Raw genomic sequence first — 25,252 nt, forward strand, 5'->3', positions numbered from 1 at the left:
CCCCCGCCGATCTTCGCAATTTACATTCTTTTAAGCGGGTTGAGAACTTTCAGGTTTTCCCTTTCACCGCTTTTCAACAGTCTGTCGTTGCATGAGACGAAGTAATCGATTTCACCGTTGACATATACCGCGGTTCCCAATTGTAGCGAATCCAGGCTTTTTAGCTGGTATTTTTCAATCAATTCAATCGCATGCTTTTTTATCTGGTCGTCGATATCGATCACATTGAAATAACGCATATCGGACTGGATTTCGGATTTCAGGTACCTGAAATCCTCGTCATTGATAACGGAATCCTTAACGAGCCTTCTCAATGTGGAGAGCGCTTCGATTTCCGCGATTGTCGAGACATATATCGCCTGGGCATCTTCGAAAAGCCGGTCTACGTTCCCGGAACCTTTTTCATCTATATATTTTTTAATCATGGCGGAGGTATCGAAATAGAGGTTCATCCCTCATCGCGCTCCCGCTTGATGTATTCCAGGGTGTCCGCGTTTTTCCTCAGCCTGATTTTTTTAATTTCCCTTTTCCAACCCGTCGTTTTTTCGGCAAAAGGAACTATTCGTGCAATCGGCTTTCCCTTTCGTATGATAATATAGGTGCTGCCCTTTTCCACATTATCGAAGTATTCTTTCGAGTGATTTCTGAAATCCGTGAATTTAAGGTAATCCATCACGCCCCCAAAGTGCCATTATAATGACATAATAATATCATGTCCGTACCTCGTCAACTATTTCATGCCGTCGTTTCGCCGGGATCGAAGAGGCCGGGCGCGCCGTTACCTGGAAAAATATTTCCTCATGGGCTTGAAGTAAAACTCGGTCCACCCCTTCCGGTAATCCTCGCCCTGGCCGTCGGGAATGCCGGAATGGTTCAGGACCAGCCGGGTTCCCTTCCCCGATTTCTCGAAGCGGATCTCGAGGAGCGAGTATCTCGCGCGTTCGGGAAACTCGGTCGTCTTCCATCTCTGCACGATTCGTTTCCCCGGTTCGAGCGCGACCGTGGTCCCGAAAATGTATCCGTCCCACGCGGTGAATTTCCCGTTCGCGCGCGCGGATATCCGCGCCCCGCTTCCAGTCATCGCGGAATGCGTCGCGCCGTCCATCCACGCGTCATACAGCGTGCGCGGCGCCACGGGAAAAAATTCGCTCATTTCGAACGATTCCATGGACATCCTCCCGGAGCCCTTTCCGGCGGGGCGACGTCCGCCCGCCGTTTCGTGCATGAAATTTAGGGCATGTGCGTATTAGTTTCAATTAATATTTATAGCTCCGCCGGCATATTCGGGTGCGGGCTGGCCCCGGGCGGAACTCCAAGATTACTGCCGGGATGGATCAATGGAATCGGGAATTCCAATACCGTGCAGACTAACGAGCCCGGGTCCCCGTTGAAGGGTCCGCAGGCGGAAGCGTGATCATGGGGGTTCCGGCATTCTTCCAACTGGCGATCCGAACGTCTTTATGCGCGTTCGTAACGCGCAAAGCCGGGAAAGGCAGATTGCGGATCAGACAGCACTATTCCAGAAACCGGCGGTCGGTCCTGCTAGCGCGGCGGCACCATCTGGTCGTGCTTCGTCTGTTTTTCCTGGTTTTTCTTTGTTGCCTGGTGCTTGGCTTCTTTCTTGTCGTGCATCTGCCGGTCGTGCTTCGCCTTGTCTCTCTTGCCCTTGTCTCCCATACCGTCTGCCCCTCGCCTTGAATTATTTAAACATCCGCGACTCCCGGGGGTGCCGCAACTTCCAGTTTCTCGAGGGGTTTCCCGGACGCATTATCCCCCCTGTGACCATTATAGTACACGTTAAAAGGGGAGATTGCAAATGCAGGACGTAAATAAGACGATGCAGCGGCGGAAATACAGGCTATTTATGGCTTTAATTGCGCGAAACCGGACGGGTCAGCCGTTCATTCCCTTGAAAACACGGTCCGGATCGGACCGTGAACCGGCCACGAGGTTTTTCGCGATGCCCACCGCGCATTCGAATTCGTCGTTCGCAAGGGCCGCGATCGCGGCCGCCGCAACCTCTTCCGGGGAAATTCCCCTGTCCGCCAGGCCCCGGCGCTCCCTGGTGCCGCGGTGAAGGTCCGTATCGACGATGGGCGGGATGATCTCGAAAACCTTTATGGCGGTGTCCCTGAGCTGGCGCCGCATCGACAGCGAGAACGAGTGGACGGCCGCCTTCGTCGCGCAGTATACGGGAACCGCCGCGAGCGGGACGAACGCGAGCCCGGAGGAAACATTGACGATCGCCGCCGCGCCGCGCTTCATGAACCGCGGGATGAAATACGCGGAGAGGCCCACCACCGCCGAGAAATTTATTTCTATCTCGCTCTCCTTTCCCGCGATATCCCGGCCGCCCTTTTTCAGATCGACCGTCTTCTGAATCCCCGCGTTGTTGACGAGCATGTTAATTTTCGGATACTTCGCCACGACCCATTCGCACAGGCGCTCCCGGTCGGCGGGATCGGCGATGTCGCAGGTCTTCACGTCGACGCCCGGCAGCTTTTTTCGCGCCGCGTCCAGCTTCGATTTTCTGCGGCCGCAGAGAATCACCTCGTTGCCCGAGTGGACCATGGCCTTCGCCAGCGCGAACCCGATTCCCGTTGCCCCGCCCGTGATGAGCACCGTGTTGCCGGAAGTTTTCATATGGTTTCTCCTTGAGCGGGGCGCGCACCGCCGCGTGTGCCGATTCCTGCGTATCGATGCGCATTACGCGTCCGGGGATCGTCTGCGAAATTCCATGCCCATCCCGCGCGGCGATCTCGCCCTGGAAGCGGGATGTATCGGACCTCTCCGGATTTCCGGCGCTGTGCGCTGAACGATACCATTACTTCACGGGGGTCCGATATTCTTCCCGGTGCATCGCTCCCCGCGATTCCATCGATCCGGATCCCGCGTCATGCGCTCCCGGGGTGTGCGCCCGGCCGCATCATCGTCTGCTTCAACACGCATCGTGCACTCGGGATCCCGCGGGTTCCGATTCTCCTTCCAGCGCGGGGACAGCCTGTTTGCGCATCGGCCCCCCTGCCCCCGCCGCGAAAACAGGGTACGACAAAAATCGCGCGACTGCAAGAACTATTCGTTCCCCTTCGCGCGCGGGAGCGTGGAGCGGGCCGCCCGGCCCGTGTCCGCCGGACGGGCGGACATGCGGAAACGGGGCCTTTGCCGCGGATCAGGCGATGTACTTCGACCGCACGGCGATTCTCGATTTCAGGTCGTTCGCCGCGGCGATGGCCTCCGCCCTCACGAACCGGTTCCTGTCCCGGGACGCCTTCTCCAGGCCGTCAAGCGCGTTATGGTCGTAAATCAGCCTGAGCGCGCGCACCGCCTCCAGGCGCACGTCGTAGAACTTGTCATCGAGCAGCTTCACGAGCGCTTCTATCCCTCCCCGCTCCCGAAGCTGGCCCAGGGATTTCGCGGCCGCCAGGCGCACCTCCTTATACCGGTCCGATGCGGCCTTCACCACGAGCTGCAGCCCCTCGGCGAGGCGCAGCGCGCCCACCTGCTCCGCGGCCTCCCGGCGAATACGCTCGCCGCCGTCCATTTTTTTCAAGAGCACCGAGTAGCGCGAATCCTCCAGGGCCTTCCTTTCAGCGGCACCCCCCTTGCGCGCGAGCGCCTCCCGCGCGGCCGCGCGTATTTCCGAATCGTTGTCCATGAGCGCGCGGAAGAGCGGTTCGAGCGTGCTGTCGTCGTCGATCATGCCCAGCGCGCGAATCGCCTCGAGGCGGATATGAATGTGCTCGCTGTCGACAAAGCGTCCCAGCCTCTCCACCGCGTGGGGGTCCCCCAGCTTTCCCGCGGCCCTGATCGCCGCCCTGCGCACCGAGAAATTCCTGTCGTCCATCGCCGCGAACGCGATCGCCTCGAGATCAAGGTCGCCCGCGCCGCGTTCCGCGAGCAGGTCGAGCGCCTCGATCCTGTCCCGCGGGGAGCCCGACCGGATGACCTGTCCCAGGTTCGCGACCGTGTCCTCCCTGCGCACACCGCCAAACCGGAGCGCCGCGACCGTCCGCACGCGCGGGTCCGGGTCTTTCAGGAGCGACTTCATCCGCTCGACCGCCGAGTCGGCCGTGCTCTTCGAGAGCGCGAGGAACGCGCTCATCCGCGTGTCCGCGTTCCTGTCGTCCAGAAGCGACACGAGACGATGTATGTCATGCCTCGCGGCAAGTTTCCTGATATTCGGCCTGAAAAGTCCCATTGTTTCCCCCTCCTTAAAATTAGTACAAAGCCCGTTGTAGTATCGCCCTATCCCTTCCCCCGCGGCCGGGTTTCGGCATAAAAACCCCCGGGGAAACGAAAGTGCAATGGAGTAATGTAATAAAGGATTGGGAGGGAATCAAGGGGCGGGTGCCCGGGTTGGCAGATGCATCAAAAGTCAGGCGGCGTCTGCTTTTAACCGTCGATCGCCCGAGCCGGCTGAGATTTTCGGGCAGCGTCATACCGCTTTGATCCCGGATGCACGGCAATTCGGCGGCCCCCTGAAAATGAATTGCAAAAGTGCTGCTGCCGGAACATACTATTAATCAATAGAGGTAAAAATAAATTAGATTTAATCCCAAATCCTGATAATTGTATAGTATGGGCGAATCGGTGGGACGGGAAAAGATGAATTAAATCGTTAACGCGGAGAACTGAAAGAACATGGATATACTATATCTGAATTCATTTAGCATCGGTTCACTCATCGGTGTCGTGTTTTTCGCGGTTATCGCGACTTTCCTCTTAACGGTCAAGAACAAGTCGAAGGCGACGCTGCACCTGGGGATAGGCTATGCGGCGATGTCGGTTTTCAACTTCGGGTATGTCATCGCTTCGAGCATATACCATCCCGTTGCGGCGTACCACCGATGGATCACGGTTCTCACCATTCTGATCGGGCTCAGCCATATCAATATATTTTACTTCTATTTTCCTACCGAGCGAAACCCGCGCGCCGCCAGAATATTCATACGGGCCATTTACGCGGTTACTATTTTCGTCACCCTTGCCTTCGTAATCGTATCCGCGGGCACGGAAAGGCTTTATTTATTTCGCGGGCACTATTGGGATTTCGATGCCGACGCCGTCAGCAAGCGTGTCGCCCTGGTGATCGTGCTCTATACTCTCATAAACATCGTTCTGTGCGCCTGGCGCGTTTTCACGGGAGAGAAAAAGGATCGAAGGCTGCTGTTGTTGATGCTGCTCACATTCCTGTTCGCCTCGCTGGTTCCCACGATCACCAATACGCTGAGCCGGGAGGGGACGATAAGCCGCGAAACCTTTCACAACACGTGGGTTATTTTCAATGTCTTCGGATTTTTCCTGTACGCGATCGTCTATCTCAACAATACGCGCGAGACCATATCCTTCATGGGGAAGCTTATCGGCATAAGCGGGGTCACCATGCTCGTACTCCTTCAGTTCGAGAGCTTTTATTTCCTCCGTGAGCGGGACGCATCCTACGACGAACTGCACTACAGGATCGCCGAGCTTACCGTGCTGGACGGAAGCCTTCATGGCGAAGCCGTCTACTGTGCCGCCTACGATCAAGCCGCCGGTTCAATCAAACTGAAAGCGGGCGAAAAGCTGGTGGATTTCAGCACCCTCAAGGATACGTATATAAACGGCCTGGTGCGCGCGCGCCTGCGCGAAGTCGAAGCCGGGGATTTCCGCACCGGCCTTGCCAGGATACTTCGCGACTCCCCCGCCGGGTTTACCGGCTATGCGAGAGCCGTGGCGCGTTTCGCCGAAACCCTCGCCCCGGGCGAGCCCGACCCTTCGGGCAAGATCATCGCATACCTGGATTCACTCCATGAGCCAGTTTTAATTCTGGCGAACATGTTGCGCCGGATTCCCGGCGAGAATTTCCGGGAATCCGCGCTGAATTACCTCGCGAAAACGGACGAGAAGCTGGAGCCTTTCCTCGATTTGATGCGTACACGCTTGAAGAATGAAACTGACAGGTCCCGGGACTTGAAGAAAGAGCTTCTTGGGTATCTTGCCCCGGTTGAAAAACCGGGAACAAGGCTTTACCGCCAAAATGCCGACGGTACGGGACATATAGTCGCGTTTCTGGTTTACAACGCGGGAACGGGGCTCCTCAATGAAGTCGGATTCCCCTATACGAATTACCGCGCATATATGCACCCTTCCGTATTGCGCATGGTGATCATGCTGGGCGTGATCATGCTCGTCGTGCGCTTTGGATTCCTGTTCTTCTTCTCGGGCATTCTCATCAATCCCCTGCGCGCGCTTTCCCGCGGGGTTCGCGAGGTGAATAAGGGCAACCTGAACGTGGAGGTGCCGGTCAAGATCGAAGACGAGATCGGCTATATCACCCGCACCTTCAATCACATGGTGGCGTCGATCCGCGGAATGGTTGAAAATATCTCGGCCAATTCCAGCGAGGTAAAAACCCTGAGCGGCGACCTGAACGACTCCTCGTCGCAGCTTTCGGAAATCGCGCAGGAGCTGGCGTCCATCGTCGAGGAAGCGGCCGCCGCTTATGAGGAAATGTCGGCGTCGTTTGAATCGAGCCTCACCGATATCAAGGCCCAGATGGACGGATCGGAGCTCATCAAGGACGGCATCGCGAAGATCAATGCCAGCAGCGGACAGCTGTCCCAGCGAATCGGCAGGCTCACCGACAGCATACAGGGCGCCGTGGGACTCGTCGAGACGGGTGAAAAGACCATGACTAAATCCGTGAAGGCCATAGGCGAAATGGCCGATTACCTGCGTGAACTCGAAGGCACCATTAACCTAATCGACGAGGTCGCCGACAAGATCAATCTGCTCGCCCTCAACGCGGCCATCGAGGCATCGCGCGCCGGCGATGCCGGCAAGGGGTTTTCGGTGGTAGCGGACGAAGTGAACAAGCTCGCGGACCAGACTGCCGACCTGGTGAAGGGGATACGGACCACCATAACACAGCATACCAAACGCATCACCACGGAGCTGAGCTTTATAAGCGATACCGCGAGCATCTTTAGCGAGGTGCGCGAGAAAATCAGGGAGACGAGCGGCGTGCTCGCGGGCACCATGGAATTCACCGGCGAGCTCGGCGCGATGAACAGCGACATCAAGGCGAAGATCGACCAGCTCAGCAAAATTTCGGCGGGGGTGTTTTCGTTTTCCATTGAACAGAAAAAGACCGTCGAGGAGCTTACGAAAACCATAAATTCCGTAAACGAGATTTCGCAAAAAACGCTGGCAAGTTCCGAGCTGGTGCGCGGTTACGCGAAGATAATCGGCCTGAGCTCGCAAAGCCTTTCCGGGAATCTTGAGACATTCACGCTGAAAGGCGATGCAGAAACAGAAGACGATTCCGGGAAAGGGCGGGGGTGAAGGGAGCTCCTGTTTAAAGCCTGGGTTTGACCAGTATTGTTTATGCGGGAGCCTAAAAAAATGCATAAATCCGAAACTTATTCTTGACAAATATATACCATACGGTATATTTTATCAGGGAAGCACACCATGGGAAAAGCTGAGCTGACACGCAAGAATATCATCGAGGAATCGGCGCCCATATTCAACAGGAAGGGATACGCGGGCACCTCGATTTCCGATTTGACTGAGGTGCTGGGTCTTACCAAGGGCGCCCTCTACGGGAATTTCGCGAACAAGGACGAGATCGCCGTCGAGGCCCTGGCATTCAATTTCAGCCGGATTAGAAAGGGCATCGAGGAGGCGCTGGCGCCGATAGACGGCAGTTGCGACAAGCTCATCGCCTTCGCACGGTACTACACGGAACACTACCGGGAGCTTGCCGCCGGCGGAGGCTGCCCCGTGCTGAACGCGTCCATCGACTCCGACGACGGGAACCCGATCATCCGGAAAAAGGTGCGCGCCTACATCGAATACTGGAGGCAGAACCTCGAGCGCATTGTCGCGCGTGGTGTGAGAAGGGGGGAGATGCGGGAAGGGGTTGCGCCGGCGGAATTCGCGTCGCTCTTCATCACCCTGATCGAGGGCGGTATCATGCTCTCGAAAATTACCGGCGACCGCGCGCACCTGGACGCGGCGGCGCGCCACATCGAGGAACACGTCAACGGCGCGCTGCGTGCGTGACATTTTTTTCTATATAAATATACCGTTCGGTATAAACTAGGAGGGGGAAATGGGAAACGAGTACAATGCGACATTCCAGGCCCGCTGGGCCGATATGGACTTCAACGGGCACATGAAAAACACGTCGTACCTGGACTATGCCGCCGACACGCGGATGCTGTTCTTCAAATCCCACGGCTTCGATATTGCCGAATTCAAGAGGCTGAACATAGGCCCGGTGGTGTTCGCGGACAACTTGAGCTACCACACCGAGCTCTTCATGTACCAGGATTTCACGGTGTCCCTTGTATTAAAGGGCCTGAGCCCGGACGGTGCGCGGTTCTGCTTCGTGAATGAGTTCCGCCGCACGGACGGCAGGCTCGTCGCCCGGCTGCAAAGCGACGCCTGCTGGCTGGATCTCGCTAAAAGGAAAATCACCCCTCCCCCGGGGGAAATAATGTCCATACTCGAAAACCTTAAGAGAACCCCCGATTTCACGTGCATCGGCTCCGCATGCGAGGAAAAAACAGCGGTGGCCTGAGGGATTATCGGACTTTTCCAACCCGGCCCCATTTTTGCCCGGCCGCCCTCCCCCATTAAACGGCCGGCTGCGGGGTGCGCTTGATGGACCGCGGGTTAATTCACGGAAAATTCATCCGGGGGCTCGCTGAAAACCTTGACGCGCGGCTGTTCATCCGGGAGAATCAGCGCCACGCCTGATAATTTATCGGGAGGGTTCGCATATGGACGACCGCCCCATGGCATCGAATCGAAACGCGTCGCTGCGCTCGTGGCAGCTTCGCATATTCTGGCTCCTGTGGGCGGGGTACGCGTCCTATTATTTATGCCGCGTGAATTTCGCCGTGGCCCAGCCCCTGATCCTGAAAGAATTTCCCGACTGGACGGCGGCGCAGGTGGGCATGATACCGTCGGTGTACGCCATGTTCTACGCGGTGGGCCAGATTATCAACGGCACCCTGGGCGCCCGCCTGGGCACGCGGCGCATGATGACCATGGCGATCTCCTTCGCCGCGGTGACGAACGTGCTTTTTTCGATGACCCACTCGTTCACGGGGATGCTCGTGCTCTGGGCGATCAACGGCTTCGCGCAGTCCGCGGGCTGGTCGCTTCTCATCCAGACGATCTCCAACTGGAACACCTCGAAGCGCCGCGGCGTACTTATCGGCCTCATCTCTACCTGCTACCAGGTGGGCAACGTCGTCTCGTGGATACTGGCCGGCTACCTGTGCGACTCGCTCGGGTGGCGCGCGGCCTTCATGGTGCCCGGCCTCATCCTGGTGCCCATGGCGATCGTCTTCGCCGCCGGCCTCCGGAACACGCCCGAGGACGCAGGCTTCGCACCGGTGCGGGACGATATCGGGCACGGCGAGGCACACGGTGCGCACGAGCAGGGGGCGCATCTGTCCATCTCGAAAATTCTTTCCATAACGCTCGCGAATAAAACGCTGTGGGTCCTGGGCATAGGCTATTTCTGCATGAACTCGGTGCGCTACACCTTCATGAACTGGACGGTGCAATACATGGCCGACTTCCAGGGACGGAGCATCAAGGGAAGCGCCTTCACCGCGATCGCGATACCGCTCATAGGCTCGGCCGGGGCGATCGCGGCGGGATGGGCGTCCGATAAAATTTTCGGCCACCGGAGGGCGCCGGTGTGCGCCATCATGCTCTTCGGGCTCGCGGCGGTGTGCGCATCGTTCGCGGAGATACCGGCGGGGTCCTGGGTGCTCGCGACCGCGATGCTGGGTGTCGCGGGATTTCTCATCTACGGGCCCGACATGCTCATGAGCGGCGCCGCGACCATCGACGTGAGCCACCCGCGCGCGGCCTCCATCGCGACGGGCCTCACAATGAGCCTGGGGGCGACCGGCTCGATTTTTTCCGGCGCGGGGATTGGATACCTGCGCGACATCGCGCAGGGGGACTGGTCCCTCGTGTTCAACGTGCTCGCGGGGCTTTCGGTCGTATCGGCGCTGCTCATGGTCTCCATCTGGAACGCGCGGCCCCGGGGGGCGTCATAGCATGAAGCTCCTGGAACCGGGCTGGACGCCCCGCGCGAGGGACGCGCTCGAGCGGCTCATCGAAAAGGGCGCCGGGAAAAACCTTCCCGTGACCTTCGACTTCGACAATACGATCGCGTGCGGCGATATCGGCGAGGCGACCCTCGCGCTGCTCACTAAAAACGGTACCATCCGCAAAGACGAAATTCCTCCCGTGCTCGCGCCCGATTTTCTCGCGGCCGGCGGGAAAAAAATTTCCCTCCGCGAATCCGCCGATATCACCGTCTACTACGAGGAGCTCCTGGGTGCGACGGCGCAGGACGGGGACGATCCCGCGCCCCTTTCCAGCGGGTATCTCTGGGCCGTGGAGATCATGCAGGGACTCACGGTGCTCGACGTGGTGCGCGCAACGGCCGCGGTCCACGCGATGAGCGAATCGATGGCCGAGAAGTATATCGAGGTGACCCCGGGCGTGTCGGCCTACCCGGTCCCCTTTATATTCCCCGAGATGATGGAGCTCCTCGCCGCGCTCCTGGACCGCGGGTACGACGCGTGGATCGTCTCGGCGAGCAACGCCTGGACAATCCGGTGGATGGCGCACAACGTGATCAATCCGGGGCTTGCGCGCCGCGACTGCGCGCGGCGGATCGAGCCCGACCGTGTGATTGGCGTCTCCACGCTCATGCGCGACCGGGAGGGGCGTCTCCGGAAGGACCGGCTCCTGGTGCGCGGGGACCGGCGCTACGCCGCGATGGAGGAGGAGCGCCTGGCAGGCCTCGCCATCACGTCGAAGGCCTGCCTGCCGGCGTCGATATACTCGGGGAAGGTGACGAACATAATGGACGTCATCGGGGCGCGGCCCTACCTCGCCGCGGGGGACAGCCCGGGCGATCTCCCCATGCTCGCGTACGCGGAGAACCGCCTGTGGCTCGCGCGTCTCGAGAAGCCCGAGTACCAGCGCGAGCTTGCCGCGACAGCGGCGCGATCGGGCGGGCCGTGGATGGTTCAACCGGTATTGTGCAAGAAGGCGCCGGGCTTCGTAAGGGATGCGGGTATGTTGAATACCATATTCGGCGGCAACCCGGAGAAAATCGCCGGGTCGCTGGAGGCAATCAGGAAATTCATGTAACGGCGCGGGGCGCAACCTCGAGCGTCAGCGCCGCTTCTTCCTGTTCCGCGAATCCCGCCTTACGATAGAGCGGTTCCCCCATCTTCGTCGCGTTAAGAAAGAGCCTGTCGATCCCCCGCGCCACCGCTGTGTCGATTGTGAACCTGAGCAGGGAGGCGCCCGCGCCGGCGCGCCTGGATTCGGGGACCGTGTAGAAATTCAACACATGGCCGATTTTACGGCCGGCGCTGGAATTCAGGGGCGGAAGGTCGTACAGGAGGAGCCCCGCACAGCACACGATTTTTTCATCGATTAACCCGAGGATCCCGATATAGGAGCCGGCCCGGAGATGCCGTGCAAAATATTCCGTGGTTGCGCGGCGGAATTCCAGGGGCGGTTCAGGGTCTTCAAGCCGCTTCAGTTCACGCACGAACCGCCATCGCAGATCGACAAGCGTTTCCAGCGCGGATTCGTCCACAGTTTTGAAAATGATGTGCGCACTATCCGTCATAAGATTTCTTTCCTGCACAAGCGCCACGACCCGCATGGAACGGGAAGGAGACCCGCTGAATCCCGCAAACGCGAATCGGCGCCCGAAATCTTTTCGGCCGTGAACCCGGCTCTGCGATCAGAAGTGCCGGGAGAGGCGCGCCTAAAGCGTGAACGAGTACACGGCCGACAGCGTCACGCCGTAGAAGGTGTGGGTGAGCCGGGCGGAACCCGAAGACTCCTGGGGCCTCGTCACGAACCGCTGCGCGCGTACTCCAAGTGCAATCACGGTCGAGGAAATATTATACGCAAGCGACACGCCGCCGTTCGCCCCCGGCTCGGTGTAATCGTAGTCGCCTCCTTGGTCATCGTGATGTCCCCAGATGTAGAGCCCCGAGACGTTACCCAGAAGGAACAGGTTGTCGGCCAGGGGCGCCGTGAAGCTCAATCCGAGCCCGGGCCCGTAGCCCGCGTGTTCGCCTTCGGAAAAATCGTATCCCATATACTTGAAGCCCAGGAACAGGCTCACGTAGCGGGCAATGGAATAGTTAAGCGTGGTATCCGAATCGTAGCGGGTTATTTTTCCGGGACCGTTGCCCTTATCGGACTGGTCGAATTTGCCGTAGAGGAACACGCCCGAAAGGCTCCACTCTCGGGAAAAACCCAGGCTGATGACCGGACCATAGAGCGGCGCCGCGTCGAAGTTGGTGTTTCCCTCCGAGGACTCGAAACGCCAGTCCGCGTACCATCCCGTCGCGCCGATACCGATATTCAGGGCCATCGAGGGCGAGGACATCCCGATAATGACCGCGAATCCCATGATGAGAAGAAGCGGTAATTTTTTCACTGTATTCCTCCTGTCCACGGTCCTCCTCCAAGGGTGACCGGAACTAAATAAGTCCATCCCAATGCGATTTGCAACTATGCACTACCGCAGCAGGTTGCGCTTGTCAATGACAAACCATAATGACGGCCAGGATGCATGTGCAGTATATGCCGGCCGGGGAAACCCGGGGAAGTCCTACAGCGTGAGGACCTCCGGTCCGTGCTCGGTCACCGCGATGGTATGCTCGAACTGCGCCGAAAGCATGCCGTCGCCGGTCACGACCGTCCACCCGTCATCGCAGGTCTCAACCTCGTAGGTGCCCTGGTTGATCATGGGTTCCACCGCGAGCACCATGCCCGATTCCAGGAACCTGCCAGTGTTACGTTTTCCGTAGTGCGGGACATTGGGCTGCTCGTGCACGGCAAAGCCCACGCCGTGGCCCGTGAAGTCGCGCACCACGGTGAAGCCGTTCGCATGGGCGTGTTCCTGAATGGTCGCGCCGATATCCCCCAGGCGCCGTCCGGGGTACAGGACCTCGATCCCCTTCGCTAGGCACTCATGGGCCGTCTTCACGAGTTTTCGCGCGGGCGCCGATATTTTCCCCACCGGGAAGGTATCGCACCGGTCCGAAAAATACCCGTTCCTGACGACGCCTATATCCACCTTCACGATGTCGCCCTTGCGCATGATCTTTTTTTTGGAGGGAAGCCCGTGCACGACCTCGTCGTTCACCGATATGCAGCTTGCATATGAATAATTCTTAACGGTCTGGAAGGAGGGCCGCGCCTTGCGCTTGATGATCGCGTCCTCGATGATACGGTCGAGTTCCCACGTGGAGAGGGAATCCAGGGCGAGGATGGAAATCTGGGTGAACACCTGGGCGAGTATGGCGCCGGATTCGCGTATGCGCATGACATCGTCGCGGGTTTTAAGCCTCATCTGTTTCATGCACACACGCCGGCCGGGATAACGCGCCCCGGTTACTTGGCCGCCGCGGCCGGTGCGGTTTCGTCGTTTTCTACGATAAGCCCCGCGGCGATCTTGATCTTGCGTTCGATGTCGCCAGAGATGTCGGGATGGTCTTTCAAAAACTGTTTCGCGTTCTCGCGTCCCTGGCCGATGCGCTCCTCGCCGTACGAGTACCAGGTGCCCGCCTTCTTGACGATACCCAGGCTCGTGCCCATATCGATCATGCCGCCCTCGCGCGAGATGCCGGAATCGTACATGACGTCGAACTCGGCCTGGCGGAAGGGGGGCGACACCTTGTTCTTGACGACCTTCACGCGCACCCGGTTGCCCACGGCCTCCTCGCCGTTCTTGAGCGTTTCGATGCGCCGGATGTCGAGCCGGATGGACGCATAGAACTTGAGCGCGTTTCCGCCTGTGGTCGTCTCGGGGCTCCCGAACATGACGCCTATCTTGTGGCGGATCTGGTTGATGAACACCACCGAGGTCTTCGACTTCGCGATCACGCCGGTGAGCTTCCTGAGCGCCTGGCTCATGAGGCGCGCCTGCAGGCCCATGTGGGAATCGCCCATCTCGCCCTCGATCTCGGCCTTGGGAACGAGCGCGGCCACCGAGTCGATGACCACGATGTCCACCGCCCCCGAGCGCACGAGCGCCTCGGTGATCTCGAGCGCCTCCTCGCCGGTGTCGGGCTGGGATACCAGGAGCTCGTCCGTGTTGACGCCGAGCTTTTTCGAATAGCCGGGATCCAGGGCGTGTTCCGCGTCCACGAAGGCCGCGACGCCGCCCAGCTTCTGGGCCTGGGCGACCACGTGGAGCATGAGCGTGGTCTTGCCGGAGCTTTCCGGGCCGAATATCTCGGTGATGCGCCCGCGCGGTATGCCGCCTATGCCGAGCGCGATATCGAGCTCAAGCGCCCCCGTGGAGATGGACTCCACCTTGATCTTCGCGGAATCGTCGCCGAGCCGCATGATGGCTCCCTTGCCGAACTGCTTCTCGATCTGCAGAATCGCCGATTCGAGCGCCTGTGATTTCTGGTTAAGTTCCTTCTGGTCCGCCATCTCCCTCTCCTTGACCGGTGCTGCGCTGCTCATGGGGCATCTCCTTCACTGCCTTGGTTTATCGTGATATATATAGTACGATTTATTGCAAGAAAATATAAACGACATAATCGAAAAAACCTTTATGTGCGCATCCTTCATCCAATGTATCGGACTGTCAAGCGAAATACTATACAAAAATATGGCATACGGGCGAATGTGTTAAAAAATTGGGGGCCGATGCGCTTGCCCGACGCGCGGGGAAGCGTATGGGCACTTTTATTGCCTGGAAAACGTTCATATTTTTCATTCTCCATTCGTATCCACTTTGGGCGCTCTTGTCCCGGAGGATACAAATGCTTCGCACATCCATCAATATGAGTTATGCTGTCTTCGAGAAGATCGCTCTTGCCGCAGCCAGGCGCGGAATATGCCGCAGGGAGCTCGTCATCATGCTCCTCAGGCGTGTTTTACGCGATATCGACCGGTTTCAGGGAGGATTCACCCTGGTGAGGTATCAGCCCCGCGATCCCCTAAAGCAATGGAAGCATTTTCCGATCTGCTTCAGGAAGAACGAAAACGAGTTCTCCCAGGACTTCCGTAAGCTGAGCAGGTTCTCACTCTCGTATCTGGTAGCCATCGCGACCAGGCGCTACCTGGACGAGTTGCTGCGCGAACGGGATGCCATGTGTAACTATTCACAATTTCCACAGTATGCCATCGGCCGGAGGACCATAAAGCACGTTACCTGCTGGGAATTCTACTGGGGGAACACCGAAAACCTCCCGAAAAGGGCCTCCCCAGCACGAATACTCCGCCGAACCACTGCACAATAGGCATTTCATCTGCATACGCGCGCCAGGCCTGGGGCGAGCCATGCCCATTCACCTTTGCTTGCCCTGGAAAATAATTCACACTCCTTCACGTAAAATAAACATTCCGGCATATTGAGATTGACTGGGCATAGTGAGTTGCTTATTTTAGGAACGGTTCCTATTATTTACGAGAAGCCATTGAAAATACTCTCTTCGAAATACAAACGCAGCAAACAGCGGGAGCGGATACTCGAGCTGCTCCGGGGCACGCATACGCACCCGTCCGCGGACTGGATTTACGAGAAGCTGAAAAAGGAGTTCTCGAACCTGAGTATGGGCACCGTCTACCGGAACCTGACCGTGCTCATGGAACAGGGCCTTATCCGCAAGATCGATTTCGGCAGCACATTCGACCGCTTCGACGCCAATACCGCGAACCATTACCATTTTATCTGCGAATCGTGCGGAGAGATATCGGACGTTGATATGCCGTTTAACACAACGCTGAACGAGACAGCGAACCGCACGGGACAATTCAGCGTCCGCCACCACCGCATAGAATTTTACGGCACGTGCGGAAAATGCGGACGGGCATGATAAATTTTCCGGACCGCCTGGTATCGGAACCCCTTTAACCGGCTCACCGGGTCATTACCCATATCACAAAAACTGTCTCAGGAGGCCCCCTAAATCCCCCGGAGGGGGACTTCAGTAATCGGCAGAATATGCATTTTCTACCATTGGCCGATGTAGTTGCCCCCCGCAGGGGGGTATGGGGGCGTTTTTACTTGTGGGTAATGGGTAGCTTTTGCACCGGGATGTACTGGCGCGCGTAATTATTCCCTGATCAGCCGGGCAAGCAGCAGGTCTTCGATATTTCTTTTTCCATCGATTACCGACATGACGTAGACCGTATCATGTTCGACGCGGTAGATGATCCTCCACGGGGCGGCGATGAGCTCGCGATATGTAATTATGTTATAGAACTTAAGCTCGGGAACTATGCGCCCCCGATGCGGCAGGTTTATGAGGGTTGCGGATTTTGTCCTGATGCGCGTAAAAATTTCACGCGCCGTGTTCGGGGAATCAAGGGATATATAATCGATAATGTCTTCAATATCCTGGTAGGCAGTTCGGGTCCAGAAAACTTTAAAAGAGTCGCCGGCCATGGTTATCGCATGAATTTCTTCGCAATCCGGCCGAACGCCTCTTCCTGGGAGAGCAGGTTGTTGTCGATGACGTCCTTTTCCCCCTGCGAGACCATTTTAAGAATGCCGAGCGCTTTCTGCATATTTTCAAAGCTTTCGGGATCAAGAAGGACCGCCTTCGCCTCGCCGTTCTGGGTGACGAATACCGGCCTCCTCGTTTCATTTACCTGTTCGAGCATGTCGGCAGCGTGCGCCTTGACGTAGGATATGGGACGAATGTCTTCTTTTATGTTCATGGGAGCTCCCCGGGGAAAGTGATCCTTATATAGTACCAAATAAGGTCTTACCTGTCAAGGGCAATAACTTATAAGGGACATCCGGATGAGCTTCTAGGGAGGTGTTCCGAAACTCGAAGGGTGAAGATCGCCTGTCGCCGGGCAGATGCGCCCCGGAGGGGCGCATCCGTTGTACTACTATTTCCCGAACGGGTACTTCACGCCCAGGCGGAACAGGTAGCCGCCCATGTCTATCTCGATGCTCCCGCTCTTGAGCGCCCCCCCGCGGTACCCGACCTCGCCGATAAACTCTATCTTGGAGCCCTCGGGCTGGAAGCCCGCGCCCGCGAGGAACTGCCAGGTGAATCCGTAGAAGAACTTGTTGATCGACTCTGCATTGTAGTGTTTGCTCTCCGGGGCCGGCGTGGTGAAGTCGGGCTGTGAATAGGTAAGGAGCATGAATGAATACCCCAGGCCGATGGTTGCGTACGGTGTTACATAGATATACTTTTTAAGTACGGGAAGCCTGAGTTGTGCGTCCGCCATCACGGGAATATCATAGGCGTTAGTGTCCGCTTTAACGTCCACGGTTGCCGCGCCAGAGGTTTTCGTTCCGATCTTCCGGCTCCAGTTTATCCAGTAAAAACCCGCGTCGAATCCCAGCGCGAAGTAGGGATCCAGCACCCAGTTGAACTGGCCCGACACATCCAGGCCGAACTTGTCGGGATCGGTGGCGTAGGCGGTGCCCAGCCTTCCCTGTATCTCGTTGGGAACCGCGAACGCACCCGCCGCCGTCGCGCAGATAATAATAATGATTGCACAGATTCTGATGATTTTCATCGTGTCCACCCTTGACTGATATTTTATCGGCCGGTTACTCGTACAAGGTAATCACGGCCATGGCGCCATTCAATTTCTTTTCGATCTTCGCCGCCTCGACATTTCCCTCCATACCCACGCGTACCGTATAGAGGTAATTTCCGGACGGCGTTCCTTTGCCGTACCCCGGACAGGGGGCGTGGATGTAGGTGCTTCCCTCGTAGGTGTATGATACACCGTTAAAAGGGTGCTCCCGGGCCGCGATCTTCCCCCATCGGATCTGGAACGATTCCTTGAGCGCGGGATCGGGCTTAAGCTCCCTGAACATGGCGACGTGATTGTTGTTGCCCTTGTTCTCACCCATGGTGACGCCGCAGATATCCCAGACCACCGCGTTCTTGTCCGGGTAGAACGCGAATTTGAGCGACATGTCGCTCTGGTCGGCGATGGGGAAGAGTTCCGGGGTGTACTCCATCGAGAATCGCGCCGTCTTGAGCAGGGCCTTCGCCCCGGGCTTGTAGGAAAATTGAATCCCCGAGAACGCGCCGGGGAGGTACGGGCCGCACTTGAGAAACTCCTCCCATTGCCGGAAGGTTCCGTAATAAGGATAAATGACAAAGTCCGCGAGCGTCTTGAGGTCGGTGACGAACTCGTTCACAACGCCCGTCTGTCCCGATTTCATGATGACGACCGCGCCGCCGGGGACCAGCAGCGTGAAGGTGAGCACGCGGGAATCGTTGTACTCAAGCTGCCAGACGTGGACCATCCAGACACGTTTGTACCCGTCCACGTGCGTGAAATTCTCGACCGGGTCGCCCAGCGAGGTGATCCGGATCTTTTCGTTCATCACCGAGCGATTGTAGGTGCTCCCCTTCAGGACAAGGTCCATATAACGGCGCGGGTTCGCGTACACGTCCGAAAGCGGCATGTCGTCGGGCTTCTGGAAGTAGATGAATATGAATCCTCCCAGCTCGCCGTACTGGAAAAATCCGTTCGCGTCCAGGTTGGACCGGCTCACGCTCTTGGGTTTGAAGGGCGTCCATTCGCCGTCCTCGTCTTCCGCGATGACGCTGGGGAATCCCGGGGTGTAGTTAGAGTACAACAGGTTCTGCGAGCCCTTGCCGCGGGGAAAGAAGCTCTCCCTGTTTTCGGAAAGGAAAGAGACATGGGTGGCGCCGATAAAGCCTTTCAGGGATCGGGTCATCTCGGCGTTGAATTCGGAGAACTTTTTGGGGAGCTTTGCCTGGTAATCGTATTCCACGAATTTTTTCTTCCGTGTGTTGACGAGGGAATACTTCACGCGCTTATGCGAAACCGCGAGGCCGCGCGCGGCGCCGAGCGCCTTCGAGACCGGGAGCGCGTAATTCAGATTTTCGTTTTCGGATTTGCGCGTGATGACGCCGATCACCTTCCCTTCCCGGTCGAGGAGCGGTCCGCCGCTGTTGCCCGGGGACGCCGCCGCCGAGAAGCGCAGCCATTCCCACCTGCCCTTCTCCTCCTCGGGCGTGGTGGAGGTGAGCACGCCGTCGCGCACGATCACCCCCTGCCCCAGGGCGTTTCCCACGGCGTATACCTGTTCGTTGAGCGTATACGACTCGCGGGCGGGCAGGGTATTCTTCACGGATTTGCCCTTCGCGGTGAAGATGATGAAGTCCTGCTCGTCCGAAAACTTGAATATCTCGTCGATCTCGAAAACGTTGCCCTTCCGGTCGCGGATATAATAATCCCGGAACTGGGACTCGATCCCGATATCGAACAGGTGGGACGCCGAGAGGAATTCCGTGGGCGATATCGCGAACGCGGTGCCGATAGAATAGTACTTGTCGTTGCGGATGGCGAAGGGAATGAGGTCGAGCGGGAGGGGCTTTTCGTAGCTGAGCGAATCCTTCACCGGCTTGGAGGTCACGACCTCGAACACGGATTCCTCGATGACCGAAAGCACCGATTTGGATAAGAACTGCATTCCCGGCTCGTGGACGGGGGTCTCGATTTTCGCGTCCGTCACCGCGGCGGGCGCCTGGTACGCGGCCAGCGCGATGATCAACGCACAGGGTATTGATATAAGCGAACCGAGTCTCTTCATTTTTGGGTCCTTATAAAAGCGATACGCGCCGACCGGAACGCATGGGGGGTCACCCGGCCGTCTCTCCACTTTTGTATCATCCCCCGAAAACGGCCGATGTCAATCAGTTTTGAACGAAGGCGTGTAAAATTTGCTTGAGCCGGACAAGGGTCGTGCGAGAGTGTCCGCGGAGACGCGATGAAAAGAAAGAAACGTGACATGTTCGACGAACTGGCCGAACGCTTCAGGGGAGAGGGCGTATCGGCGCCGTGCGCGCACTTCGGGGAATGCGGGGGTTGCCTCTTCCAGGATATACGATACGGGGACCAGCTGCTGTTGAAGCGGGAATGGCTGCGCGGCGTGCTGAGCGGGGTGTGCGACGTGGGGGACGTGGGCGCATCGGACCCCCTCTCCTATAGAAACCGCATGGACATGGTGAGCGCGTTCGGTGCGTCGGGACTGCGCGTACGCGGGTCGTTCCGGCGCGTGGTGGACGTCCGTTCGTGTGAAATCATGCAGGAGCGGTCGCGCAGGGCGTTCATGGACATGAAGCCGCTCCTGGCCGCGACGCCGGGTTACGATTACCTGCGGCACGAGGGCTTTTTGCGATACACGGTCCTGCGCCAGGCGCGCTTCACGAACGAGCTCATGATCAATTTCGTGACCGCGTCCCGCGAGGACAGGCTGGGCGCGCTCGCGGAGGCGGCGTGCGGCATGGCCGACTCGGTTTCGCTCATCCTGAACGAAGGCCTGGCGGACCTGAACACAGGGGAGGTGTACGCGGTTCTGAAGCGCGGTCGCATCGAGGAGGATTTCGACGGCGTGCGCTACGAGATTTCGCCTAACTCGTTTTTCCAGTCGAACTCGGAAATCGCGCGGGTAATGTACCGTGAAATCCGCGACCAGGTAAAGGGACGGGTCCTTGATTTATATTCGGGCGTGGGCAGCATCTCACTCTTCGCGGCGTGCGCGGCCGAACACGTGACGGGCGTGGAGATGAGCGCCGAGGGCGTCGATACTGCGCGCGCCAACGCGGAGCTGAACGGTATAGCGAACGCGGAATTCGTGTGCGCCGATGCGCTCGATTTTCTCCGCGAGCGCGCGGCCGGCTTCGACACACTGGTGCTCGACCCGCCGCGCGGGGGCGTGCACCCGAAGGCCGTCAAGCGCGTCAATGAATGCGCCCCCGAAAAAATCGTGTACATGAGCTGCAACCCGGTGACGTTCCGCGACGACGTGAAGCTCCTCGAGAATTATCGCGTGGAAAGCTTCCGCGCCTGGGACATGTTTCCGCAGACGCCGCATGTGGAGACGCTGGCGGTTCTGAAGAGGAAGTGAGTCGGACAGCAATGAGTGAGGGACGAATCCCGTTACCAGTGCGAAATGACGGGCCGGCCGCGGGGGCGAGAGGGATTATCGGCGGTTGTGCGGAGCTTTTTGGCACGGGGATGGGTTTTTTTGGGGTTTTTTGGGTTTCCCCAGTAATATATCCAGCACCGAAGGCCTTCGACCTGTTCTTGGCTGATAAAATAATTAATATAGTTTAAATAGTTATTTAATTCATCATGAGGCATCCGCAGCAATTCATCCAAATAGAGCCTCACCGCAATAGCAAGAAGATGAGAAACAGTAATTTTGCAAAGCTTGCGCATATCCGTAAAAAACTCATTCTCATCCTCCCTGATCTGGAGGCAGAAGCAATGCCACCGTTTCTCCGGGTCGGCCGGCTGATACTTCACCAGGGTAAACCCGCCCTGCAGCCGGTCGATATCGCGCATGATACGCTTCAACAAAAGCACCACGATATCGCGCTGTTTGGATTCCTTCAAGCCTGCGGCGCGGATGATCCTTTCTCTTGTGGTACAATGCATATTGATCGTGGTAGTCAGCATCGGTCATCTCACTGGTTTTATTGATGGCACTATACTGAATCTACGAAATCGATGTCGGAATCGTGAATGAAAAAACGTCGATGTTGAAAGAAATAGAGGACCTCTCGGTGCGCGCTGTCGGCACCGGCACGGCTTGTTCATCCGTCACGCCCTGTTATGTTCAGAATTTGGAAAAGAACAGTACTAAATTGCCAACTCACAAGCTTGACTTATCGAATACACAGGATTATTATTTCGTCTTCCAATGAACTTTATGAATCCGAAATTCGATTATATGCGCAATTCTTCTTCCGGCAGGCGGATCGACAGAATCGTAGATCTCGGGGATGCCGGTGTTTTCGGTGAAATTATCGTCCGAAACACTATTCCCCCGGAGGAGATATATATCGGGGGCCTTGGATTCAAGAGCATTCATATAATCGACAACCTGCTCGGCCTCAGGGTATTTACCGCGTACCGATGCGACCTGCGGCCGGAGATACTGCTTATCGTATGGAAGGGATTTCCGTTCAATGCGCAGATCGAGGAAGGGGGCGATTTCATGCTCCAGGCGATGCTCGGGGATCCAAGGATTAAGCACCTGGTGATCGATAACACCTATGTGCAATCAGGATGGATGAACACGGGCATTATGGATTACCTGACCAGGGGATGGATACCCGGTCTTGTATGGTGTGGCGTACGCACGTTCTGCCATCTTCAGGCCGAAAGCTATCTGGGCAGTTCCTCTTTCCAACAATTCGGTCGGATGCTCATGGAGCGCTCAGCGGATATAGGATGCGCCATGAAGAAGGAGACGTTCAAATATTTCCCGATACATTCATCCGGGAACAAGGATGCCGAAGCGATCGACGAAAGAATGAGAGAGTCCGCGTTCAGGAAGGCGTTTGAGATACTGGAATCCCCGGAATCGTAAACCGAAGAAACTTCACTTCGTCCCTGCACCCCCCTTGAATATCTCCTCCCGCTCCTCGTATGAGGGATGCGTGGAAAGCAGGCTCGGTCCGCCGGTCGATCCCGCTTTCTCCGTCATGCGCTTCAGGATCGCGCTCATGCGCGCGGGATCGATTTTCTGCGAACGCATGTAGTCCAGCGCATAACGGTCCGCCTCGCGCTCGAAGTCTCGGGAATAGCCGCTCTTGAGGAGCACGGCGGGGAGCGCCACCGCGAGCGATGATGCCGAGAAGAGATCCCCGGCGAGCACGACGACCGCCAGCGTGATGATCGAATCCTGCACCACCATGCGCATGCCGTGCCGGTTTACGACGTGGCCCGCCTCGTGCGCGAGCACTGCGGCGATCTCGTCATAATTCTCCGCGAGCTCCACGAGCTCGTCGGTGACGACAATGGACCCGTCGGGAAGGGCGAACGCGTTCGCCCCCACCGTGTTTCCGTGCCGGAAAACGAGCGTAAATTTTCGAGCGTCCCCCGCATACGCCGCGATTTTTTCGAAGCGCTTTTGGACCGCGCCCCGGCGCGCGGCGTCCAGGTTCGAACCGGTAAACACACCCTGGTCCAGCGAGCGCAGCGTCTCCTCGCCCACCGTGCGCGCCACCGTATCGGGCATGAGCTCGGCGGCCTTGCGCGCGGCGAAGGGGAGGAGCATCGTCACGGCAAGCCATGCGCCCGCGGCGACGAGCGCGACGGCGGCGACGGCATAATGCATCTTCGCATCGACCAGTCCGCCCCAGAGAGAGGTTCCCTGCACGGTCCGCCTGCGGATTATTTCGTCCACGGCGGCGGCGTCGGCGGTTTCGAATACCGAGCCGTCGGGGAGGAGCAGTGGCCGCATCCCCCCGGCACCGGCGCCCGGCACCCGGAGGCTCCGAACGTGGAAGCGGGAAATATCGGCCCCCCCGGACCTTACCGTTACTTTTCCCTTTTCATCGAGCGTCATCTCGGCGTGCCCGCCCCGGGCGGAATCGGGTGCGCGCAGGATTCCTGCTACGCTGATGGGATTGAACACTTTTCTTCACCTCCGGTCGGGGTCCGATACTGCTTGTTTAAATATGGGACAGGATTCGATTGCAGTCAATCTTTAACAGGGAGATACGCGGCGTGAGGCTCGCCGAACACGCCGCGTCCCGGAGCGAAATTCCCGGGACGCCGATACCCCTTCCGCAGGCAACGACAGCATCCCGCGGATGATGCCGCTTTTTATCTTGTGCCACGCGGGGAATAAAACACACGCTGCTGCGTGCGGCGGTCCGGGAAACCGGCGTGCGCGGATTACTTTCCCGGCCGCCCGTGTGCGCGTCAGCGCCAGTCGACTTGCGCTTCTTTTCTCACCGGAATCCTATGGTAGCGGTACTTCGGCCTGCCCAGGATCATCGCGCCCAGGGTCACATGCCCGTCCGGAAACGCGAGCGATTCCCTGAGGGGCGCGTAGGTCGCCGCGGCCCTGTGCACGAATCCTGCCCAGCACGCGCCCACGCCCGAGGCGTGCGCGGTAAGCTCCAGGTAGGAGAGCGCGACCGTCGCCGCGGAGGGCGCCATCGGGTTCGCCTGGTCCGCGTGGCAGAGCACCAGGTGCGGCGCGTCGCGGCAGATGGCGTCAATCCCCGCCTTCCAGCCGGCGGTTATCCGGTCCATGTGCACCGCCTTCCCTATCTCCGGGCTCGCGGCGAGAACCGTATCCATCCACTCCGCGGTGAGCCCGGCCACGCGGTGTACGCCCTCGCGCCCGTTGATTACCGTCCACGAGAGCGGCTGGCTGTTGTGTCCCGACGGCGCGTAACGCGCGGTATCCAGGAGGCGTGCGAGCTCTTCCCTGTCGATCGAGGATTTTTTAAATGAGCGAATCGATCTCCTGGAGCGGAGGAACGCCGCCGCCTTCGCGGGATCGATCGCGGCGCGCGCGGGGACCGCGACGCACTGTGAGGGCGACATGGAGCGGTGGGACAGCGCGGCGTGCTGGCAGACGGCCACGCAGTGCCCGCAGTCGATGCACAGCTCGTTCGCACCCGGAACGGGAACCGGGAACCTGCCGTCCATCGCGATTATCCTCGCGGGGCATTCTTCAACGCATGCGAGGCATGCGGTACACTTGGTCTGGTCAACTGCGAAGAGGCTCATGGGTCACTTCCTTTTCCTTAATTTTTCGACTATGGCCGGCAGCGCCGCGAGGAGACCGAGCAGCGCGAGCGCCAGCAGTATGCCGGGCGAAACAATGTCGCCGGGCGATTCGAGCGTGACAAGACGGCTTCCCGCGTAGGCGTACACGAAAGAGCCGGGGATGATTCCGATCGAGGTGGTCCACACGAATGTGCCCAAAGGCACACGCGTAAGGCCCACCAGGAAATTCACGAGAAAGAACGGGAACACCGGGATGAGCCTGAGGGTGAACAGGTACGAAATCCCGTTGCGCGCAATTTCCTCGTTGAACGCCGCGAGTTTCTCCCCCCATCGCCCCTGCATCCATCCGCCCAGCACATAGCGGGCCGTGAGAAAGGCGCCCGTGGCTCCCGCGGTCGCGCCCGCGTTCACGAGCACCGTGCCCCCGAACGCGCCGAAAAGAAACCCTCCCGCGATGGTGAGGAGCCATGCCCCCGGCACCGAGAGGGTCACCGACGCGGCATAGACACCGATAAACACCGCTGCCATCGAAACAAGGTGCGCGTCCACGTAGGCCTTGAGCGCGCCGCGGTTCGCTTTAAGCGCCTCGAAGCTCAAGTATTCGTCCAGCCCCGCCAGCCTCACCGCAACAGCGGCGGCGACAAGCACGGCCAGGAGGGCGAGCTTTTTCCAGTGGCGTTTCAACGGA

The 25,252-nt window shown here is 58.4% G+C and carries 26 protein-coding genes; 9 read left to right on the plus strand and 17 right to left on the minus strand.

The features are described 5' to 3' along the window. Window positions 1–20: 20 nt before the first annotated feature. From EPN93_05665 to EPN93_05685, 5 genes are all read right to left on the minus strand, one after another. A complete protein-coding gene (locus EPN93_05665; protein ID TAL37476.1) occupies window positions 21–452 on the minus strand; it encodes a PIN domain-containing protein in 432 nt (143 codons plus the stop codon). Next, window positions 449–673 carry a type II toxin-antitoxin system prevent-host-death family antitoxin gene (locus EPN93_05670; GenBank protein TAL37477.1) on the minus strand — a complete coding sequence of 75 codons (225 nt, stop codon included), beginning with the start codon at window positions 671–673 and terminating at the stop codon, window positions 449–451. The genes EPN93_05665 and EPN93_05670 overlap by 4 nt, the downstream gene beginning before the upstream one ends. A gap of 105 nt (window positions 674–778) precedes the next feature. Continuing rightward, entirely contained in the window at window positions 779–1,225 is a 447-nt protein-coding gene (locus tag EPN93_05675; protein ID TAL37478.1) for a hypothetical protein, read from the minus strand. 668 nt (window positions 1,226–1,893) lie between these two features. After that, a complete protein-coding gene (locus tag EPN93_05680) occupies window positions 1,894–2,643 on the minus strand; it encodes an SDR family NAD(P)-dependent oxidoreductase (GenBank protein ID TAL37479.1) in 750 nt (249 codons plus the stop codon). A 526-nt stretch (window positions 2,644–3,169) separates the two neighbouring features. Continuing rightward, window positions 3,170–4,198, minus strand: coding sequence for a HEAT repeat domain-containing protein (locus tag EPN93_05685; protein ID TAL37480.1), 1,029 nt, complete (start codon window positions 4,196–4,198; stop codon window positions 3,170–3,172). A 443-nt stretch (window positions 4,199–4,641) separates the two neighbouring features. Between EPN93_05685 and EPN93_05690 the strand changes: the two genes are divergently transcribed. From EPN93_05690 to EPN93_05710, 5 genes are all read left to right on the plus strand, one after another. Next, window positions 4,642–7,326 carry a methyl-accepting chemotaxis protein gene (locus tag EPN93_05690; GenBank protein ID TAL37481.1) on the plus strand — a complete coding sequence of 895 codons (2,685 nt, stop codon included), beginning with the start codon at window positions 4,642–4,644 and terminating at the stop codon, window positions 7,324–7,326. 129 nt (window positions 7,327–7,455) lie between these two features. Next, on the plus strand, window positions 7,456–8,049 hold the full coding sequence (locus EPN93_05695) for a TetR/AcrR family transcriptional regulator (GenBank protein TAL37482.1): 594 nt from the start codon (window positions 7,456–7,458) through the stop codon (window positions 8,047–8,049). Window positions 8,050–8,098: 49 nt separating this feature from the next. Beyond that, on the plus strand, window positions 8,099–8,569 hold the full coding sequence (locus tag EPN93_05700) for a thioesterase (protein ID TAL37483.1): 471 nt from the start codon (window positions 8,099–8,101) through the stop codon (window positions 8,567–8,569). Window positions 8,570–8,771: 202 nt separating this feature from the next. Then, window positions 8,772–10,070 carry an MFS transporter gene (locus tag EPN93_05705; GenBank protein ID TAL37484.1) on the plus strand — a complete coding sequence of 433 codons (1,299 nt, stop codon included), beginning with the start codon at window positions 8,772–8,774 and terminating at the stop codon, window positions 10,068–10,070. A 1-nt stretch (window position 10,071) separates the two neighbouring features. After that, the gene (locus EPN93_05710) at window positions 10,072–11,178 is read left to right on the plus strand and encodes a hypothetical protein (GenBank protein ID TAL37485.1); all 1,107 of its coding nucleotides are present in this window, start codon (window positions 10,072–10,074) and stop codon (window positions 11,176–11,178) included. On the opposite strand, the gene EPN93_05715 is transcribed toward EPN93_05710, so the two are convergent. The 4 genes from EPN93_05715 to recA all read right to left on the minus strand — a co-directional run bounded on the left by EPN93_05715 (window position 11,171) and on the right by recA (window position 14,499). Next, window positions 11,171–11,704 carry a GNAT family N-acetyltransferase gene (locus EPN93_05715; protein ID TAL37486.1) on the minus strand — a complete coding sequence of 178 codons (534 nt, stop codon included), beginning with the start codon at window positions 11,702–11,704 and terminating at the stop codon, window positions 11,171–11,173. The two genes, EPN93_05710 and EPN93_05715, sit on opposite strands and share 8 nt — an antisense overlap. Window positions 11,705–11,809: 105 nt before the next feature. After that, the gene (locus tag EPN93_05720) at window positions 11,810–12,493 is read right to left on the minus strand and encodes a hypothetical protein (protein ID TAL37487.1); all 684 of its coding nucleotides are present in this window, start codon (window positions 12,491–12,493) and stop codon (window positions 11,810–11,812) included. Between the two features lie 174 nt (window positions 12,494–12,667). After that, window positions 12,668–13,420 (minus strand): type I methionyl aminopeptidase, encoded by a 753-nt coding sequence (gene map / locus EPN93_05725; GenBank protein ID TAL37488.1) that lies wholly within the window; start codon window positions 13,418–13,420, stop codon window positions 12,668–12,670. A gap of 32 nt (window positions 13,421–13,452) precedes the next feature. Beyond that, window positions 13,453–14,499, minus strand: a complete 1,047-nt coding sequence (recA, locus tag EPN93_05730; protein TAL37508.1) for a recombinase RecA — start codon at window positions 14,497–14,499, stop codon at window positions 13,453–13,455. A 335-nt stretch (window positions 14,500–14,834) separates the two neighbouring features. Here recA and EPN93_05735 point away from each other — a divergent pair, with 335 nt between their 5' ends. Then, window positions 14,835–15,314, plus strand: coding sequence for a hypothetical protein (locus tag EPN93_05735; GenBank protein TAL37489.1), 480 nt, complete (start codon window positions 14,835–14,837; stop codon window positions 15,312–15,314). 177 nt (window positions 15,315–15,491) lie between these two features. Further along, window positions 15,492–15,890 carry a transcriptional repressor gene (locus EPN93_05740; protein TAL37490.1) on the plus strand — a complete coding sequence of 133 codons (399 nt, stop codon included), beginning with the start codon at window positions 15,492–15,494 and terminating at the stop codon, window positions 15,888–15,890. 239 nt (window positions 15,891–16,129) lie between these two features. Here the strand turns inward: EPN93_05740 and EPN93_05745 are convergent, their stop codons facing one another. From EPN93_05745 to EPN93_05760, 4 genes are all read right to left on the minus strand, one after another. Further along, window positions 16,130–16,462: a type II toxin-antitoxin system RelE/ParE family toxin gene (locus EPN93_05745; protein TAL37491.1), complete on the minus strand. Its 333-nt coding sequence runs from the start codon at window positions 16,460–16,462 to the stop codon at window positions 16,130–16,132. A gap of 2 nt (window positions 16,463–16,464) precedes the next feature. After that, window positions 16,465–16,737 carry a type II toxin-antitoxin system Phd/YefM family antitoxin gene (locus tag EPN93_05750; protein TAL37492.1) on the minus strand — a complete coding sequence of 91 codons (273 nt, stop codon included), beginning with the start codon at window positions 16,735–16,737 and terminating at the stop codon, window positions 16,465–16,467. A gap of 177 nt (window positions 16,738–16,914) precedes the next feature. Continuing rightward, window positions 16,915–17,556, minus strand: a complete 642-nt coding sequence (locus EPN93_05755) for a hypothetical protein (protein ID TAL37493.1) — start codon at window positions 17,554–17,556, stop codon at window positions 16,915–16,917. Between the two features lie 34 nt (window positions 17,557–17,590). Continuing rightward, window positions 17,591–19,618 carry a serine protease gene (locus EPN93_05760; protein ID TAL37494.1) on the minus strand — a complete coding sequence of 676 codons (2,028 nt, stop codon included), beginning with the start codon at window positions 19,616–19,618 and terminating at the stop codon, window positions 17,591–17,593. Between the two features lie 177 nt (window positions 19,619–19,795). Between EPN93_05760 and rlmD the strand changes: the two genes are divergently transcribed. Beyond that, complete coding sequence (rlmD, locus tag EPN93_05765; GenBank protein TAL37495.1) at window positions 19,796–20,935, plus strand: 23S rRNA (uracil(1939)-C(5))-methyltransferase RlmD; 1,140 nt, start codon at window positions 19,796–19,798, stop codon at window positions 20,933–20,935. Between the two features lie 32 nt (window positions 20,936–20,967). Here rlmD and EPN93_05770 read toward each other — a convergent pair whose 3' ends face one another. After that, window positions 20,968–21,489, minus strand: coding sequence for a hypothetical protein (locus EPN93_05770; protein ID TAL37496.1), 522 nt, complete (start codon window positions 21,487–21,489; stop codon window positions 20,968–20,970). Between the two features lie 253 nt (window positions 21,490–21,742). Between EPN93_05770 and EPN93_05775 the strand changes: the two genes are divergently transcribed. After that, window positions 21,743–22,405, plus strand: a complete 663-nt coding sequence (locus tag EPN93_05775; GenBank protein ID TAL37497.1) for a hypothetical protein — start codon at window positions 21,743–21,745, stop codon at window positions 22,403–22,405. A 12-nt stretch (window positions 22,406–22,417) separates the two neighbouring features. On the opposite strand, the gene EPN93_05780 is transcribed toward EPN93_05775, so the two are convergent. The 3 genes from EPN93_05780 to EPN93_05790 all read right to left on the minus strand — a co-directional run bounded on the left by EPN93_05780 (window position 22,418) and on the right by EPN93_05790 (window position 25,248). Further along, window positions 22,418–23,455, minus strand: coding sequence for a M48 family metallopeptidase (locus EPN93_05780; GenBank protein TAL37498.1), 1,038 nt, complete (start codon window positions 23,453–23,455; stop codon window positions 22,418–22,420). A gap of 290 nt (window positions 23,456–23,745) precedes the next feature. Beyond that, window positions 23,746–24,564: a ferridoxin gene (locus EPN93_05785; GenBank protein TAL37499.1), complete on the minus strand. Its 819-nt coding sequence runs from the start codon at window positions 24,562–24,564 to the stop codon at window positions 23,746–23,748. Window positions 24,565–24,567: 3 nt separating this feature from the next. Beyond that, window positions 24,568–25,248, minus strand: coding sequence for a TVP38/TMEM64 family protein (locus EPN93_05790; protein TAL37500.1), 681 nt, complete (start codon window positions 25,246–25,248; stop codon window positions 24,568–24,570). Window positions 25,249–25,252: the final 4 nt, after the last annotated feature.

It is taken from the genome of Spirochaetota bacterium, assembly GCA_004297825.1.
In the GTDB taxonomy this organism is placed as follows: domain Bacteria; phylum Spirochaetota; class UBA4802; order UBA4802; family UBA5368; genus FW300-bin19.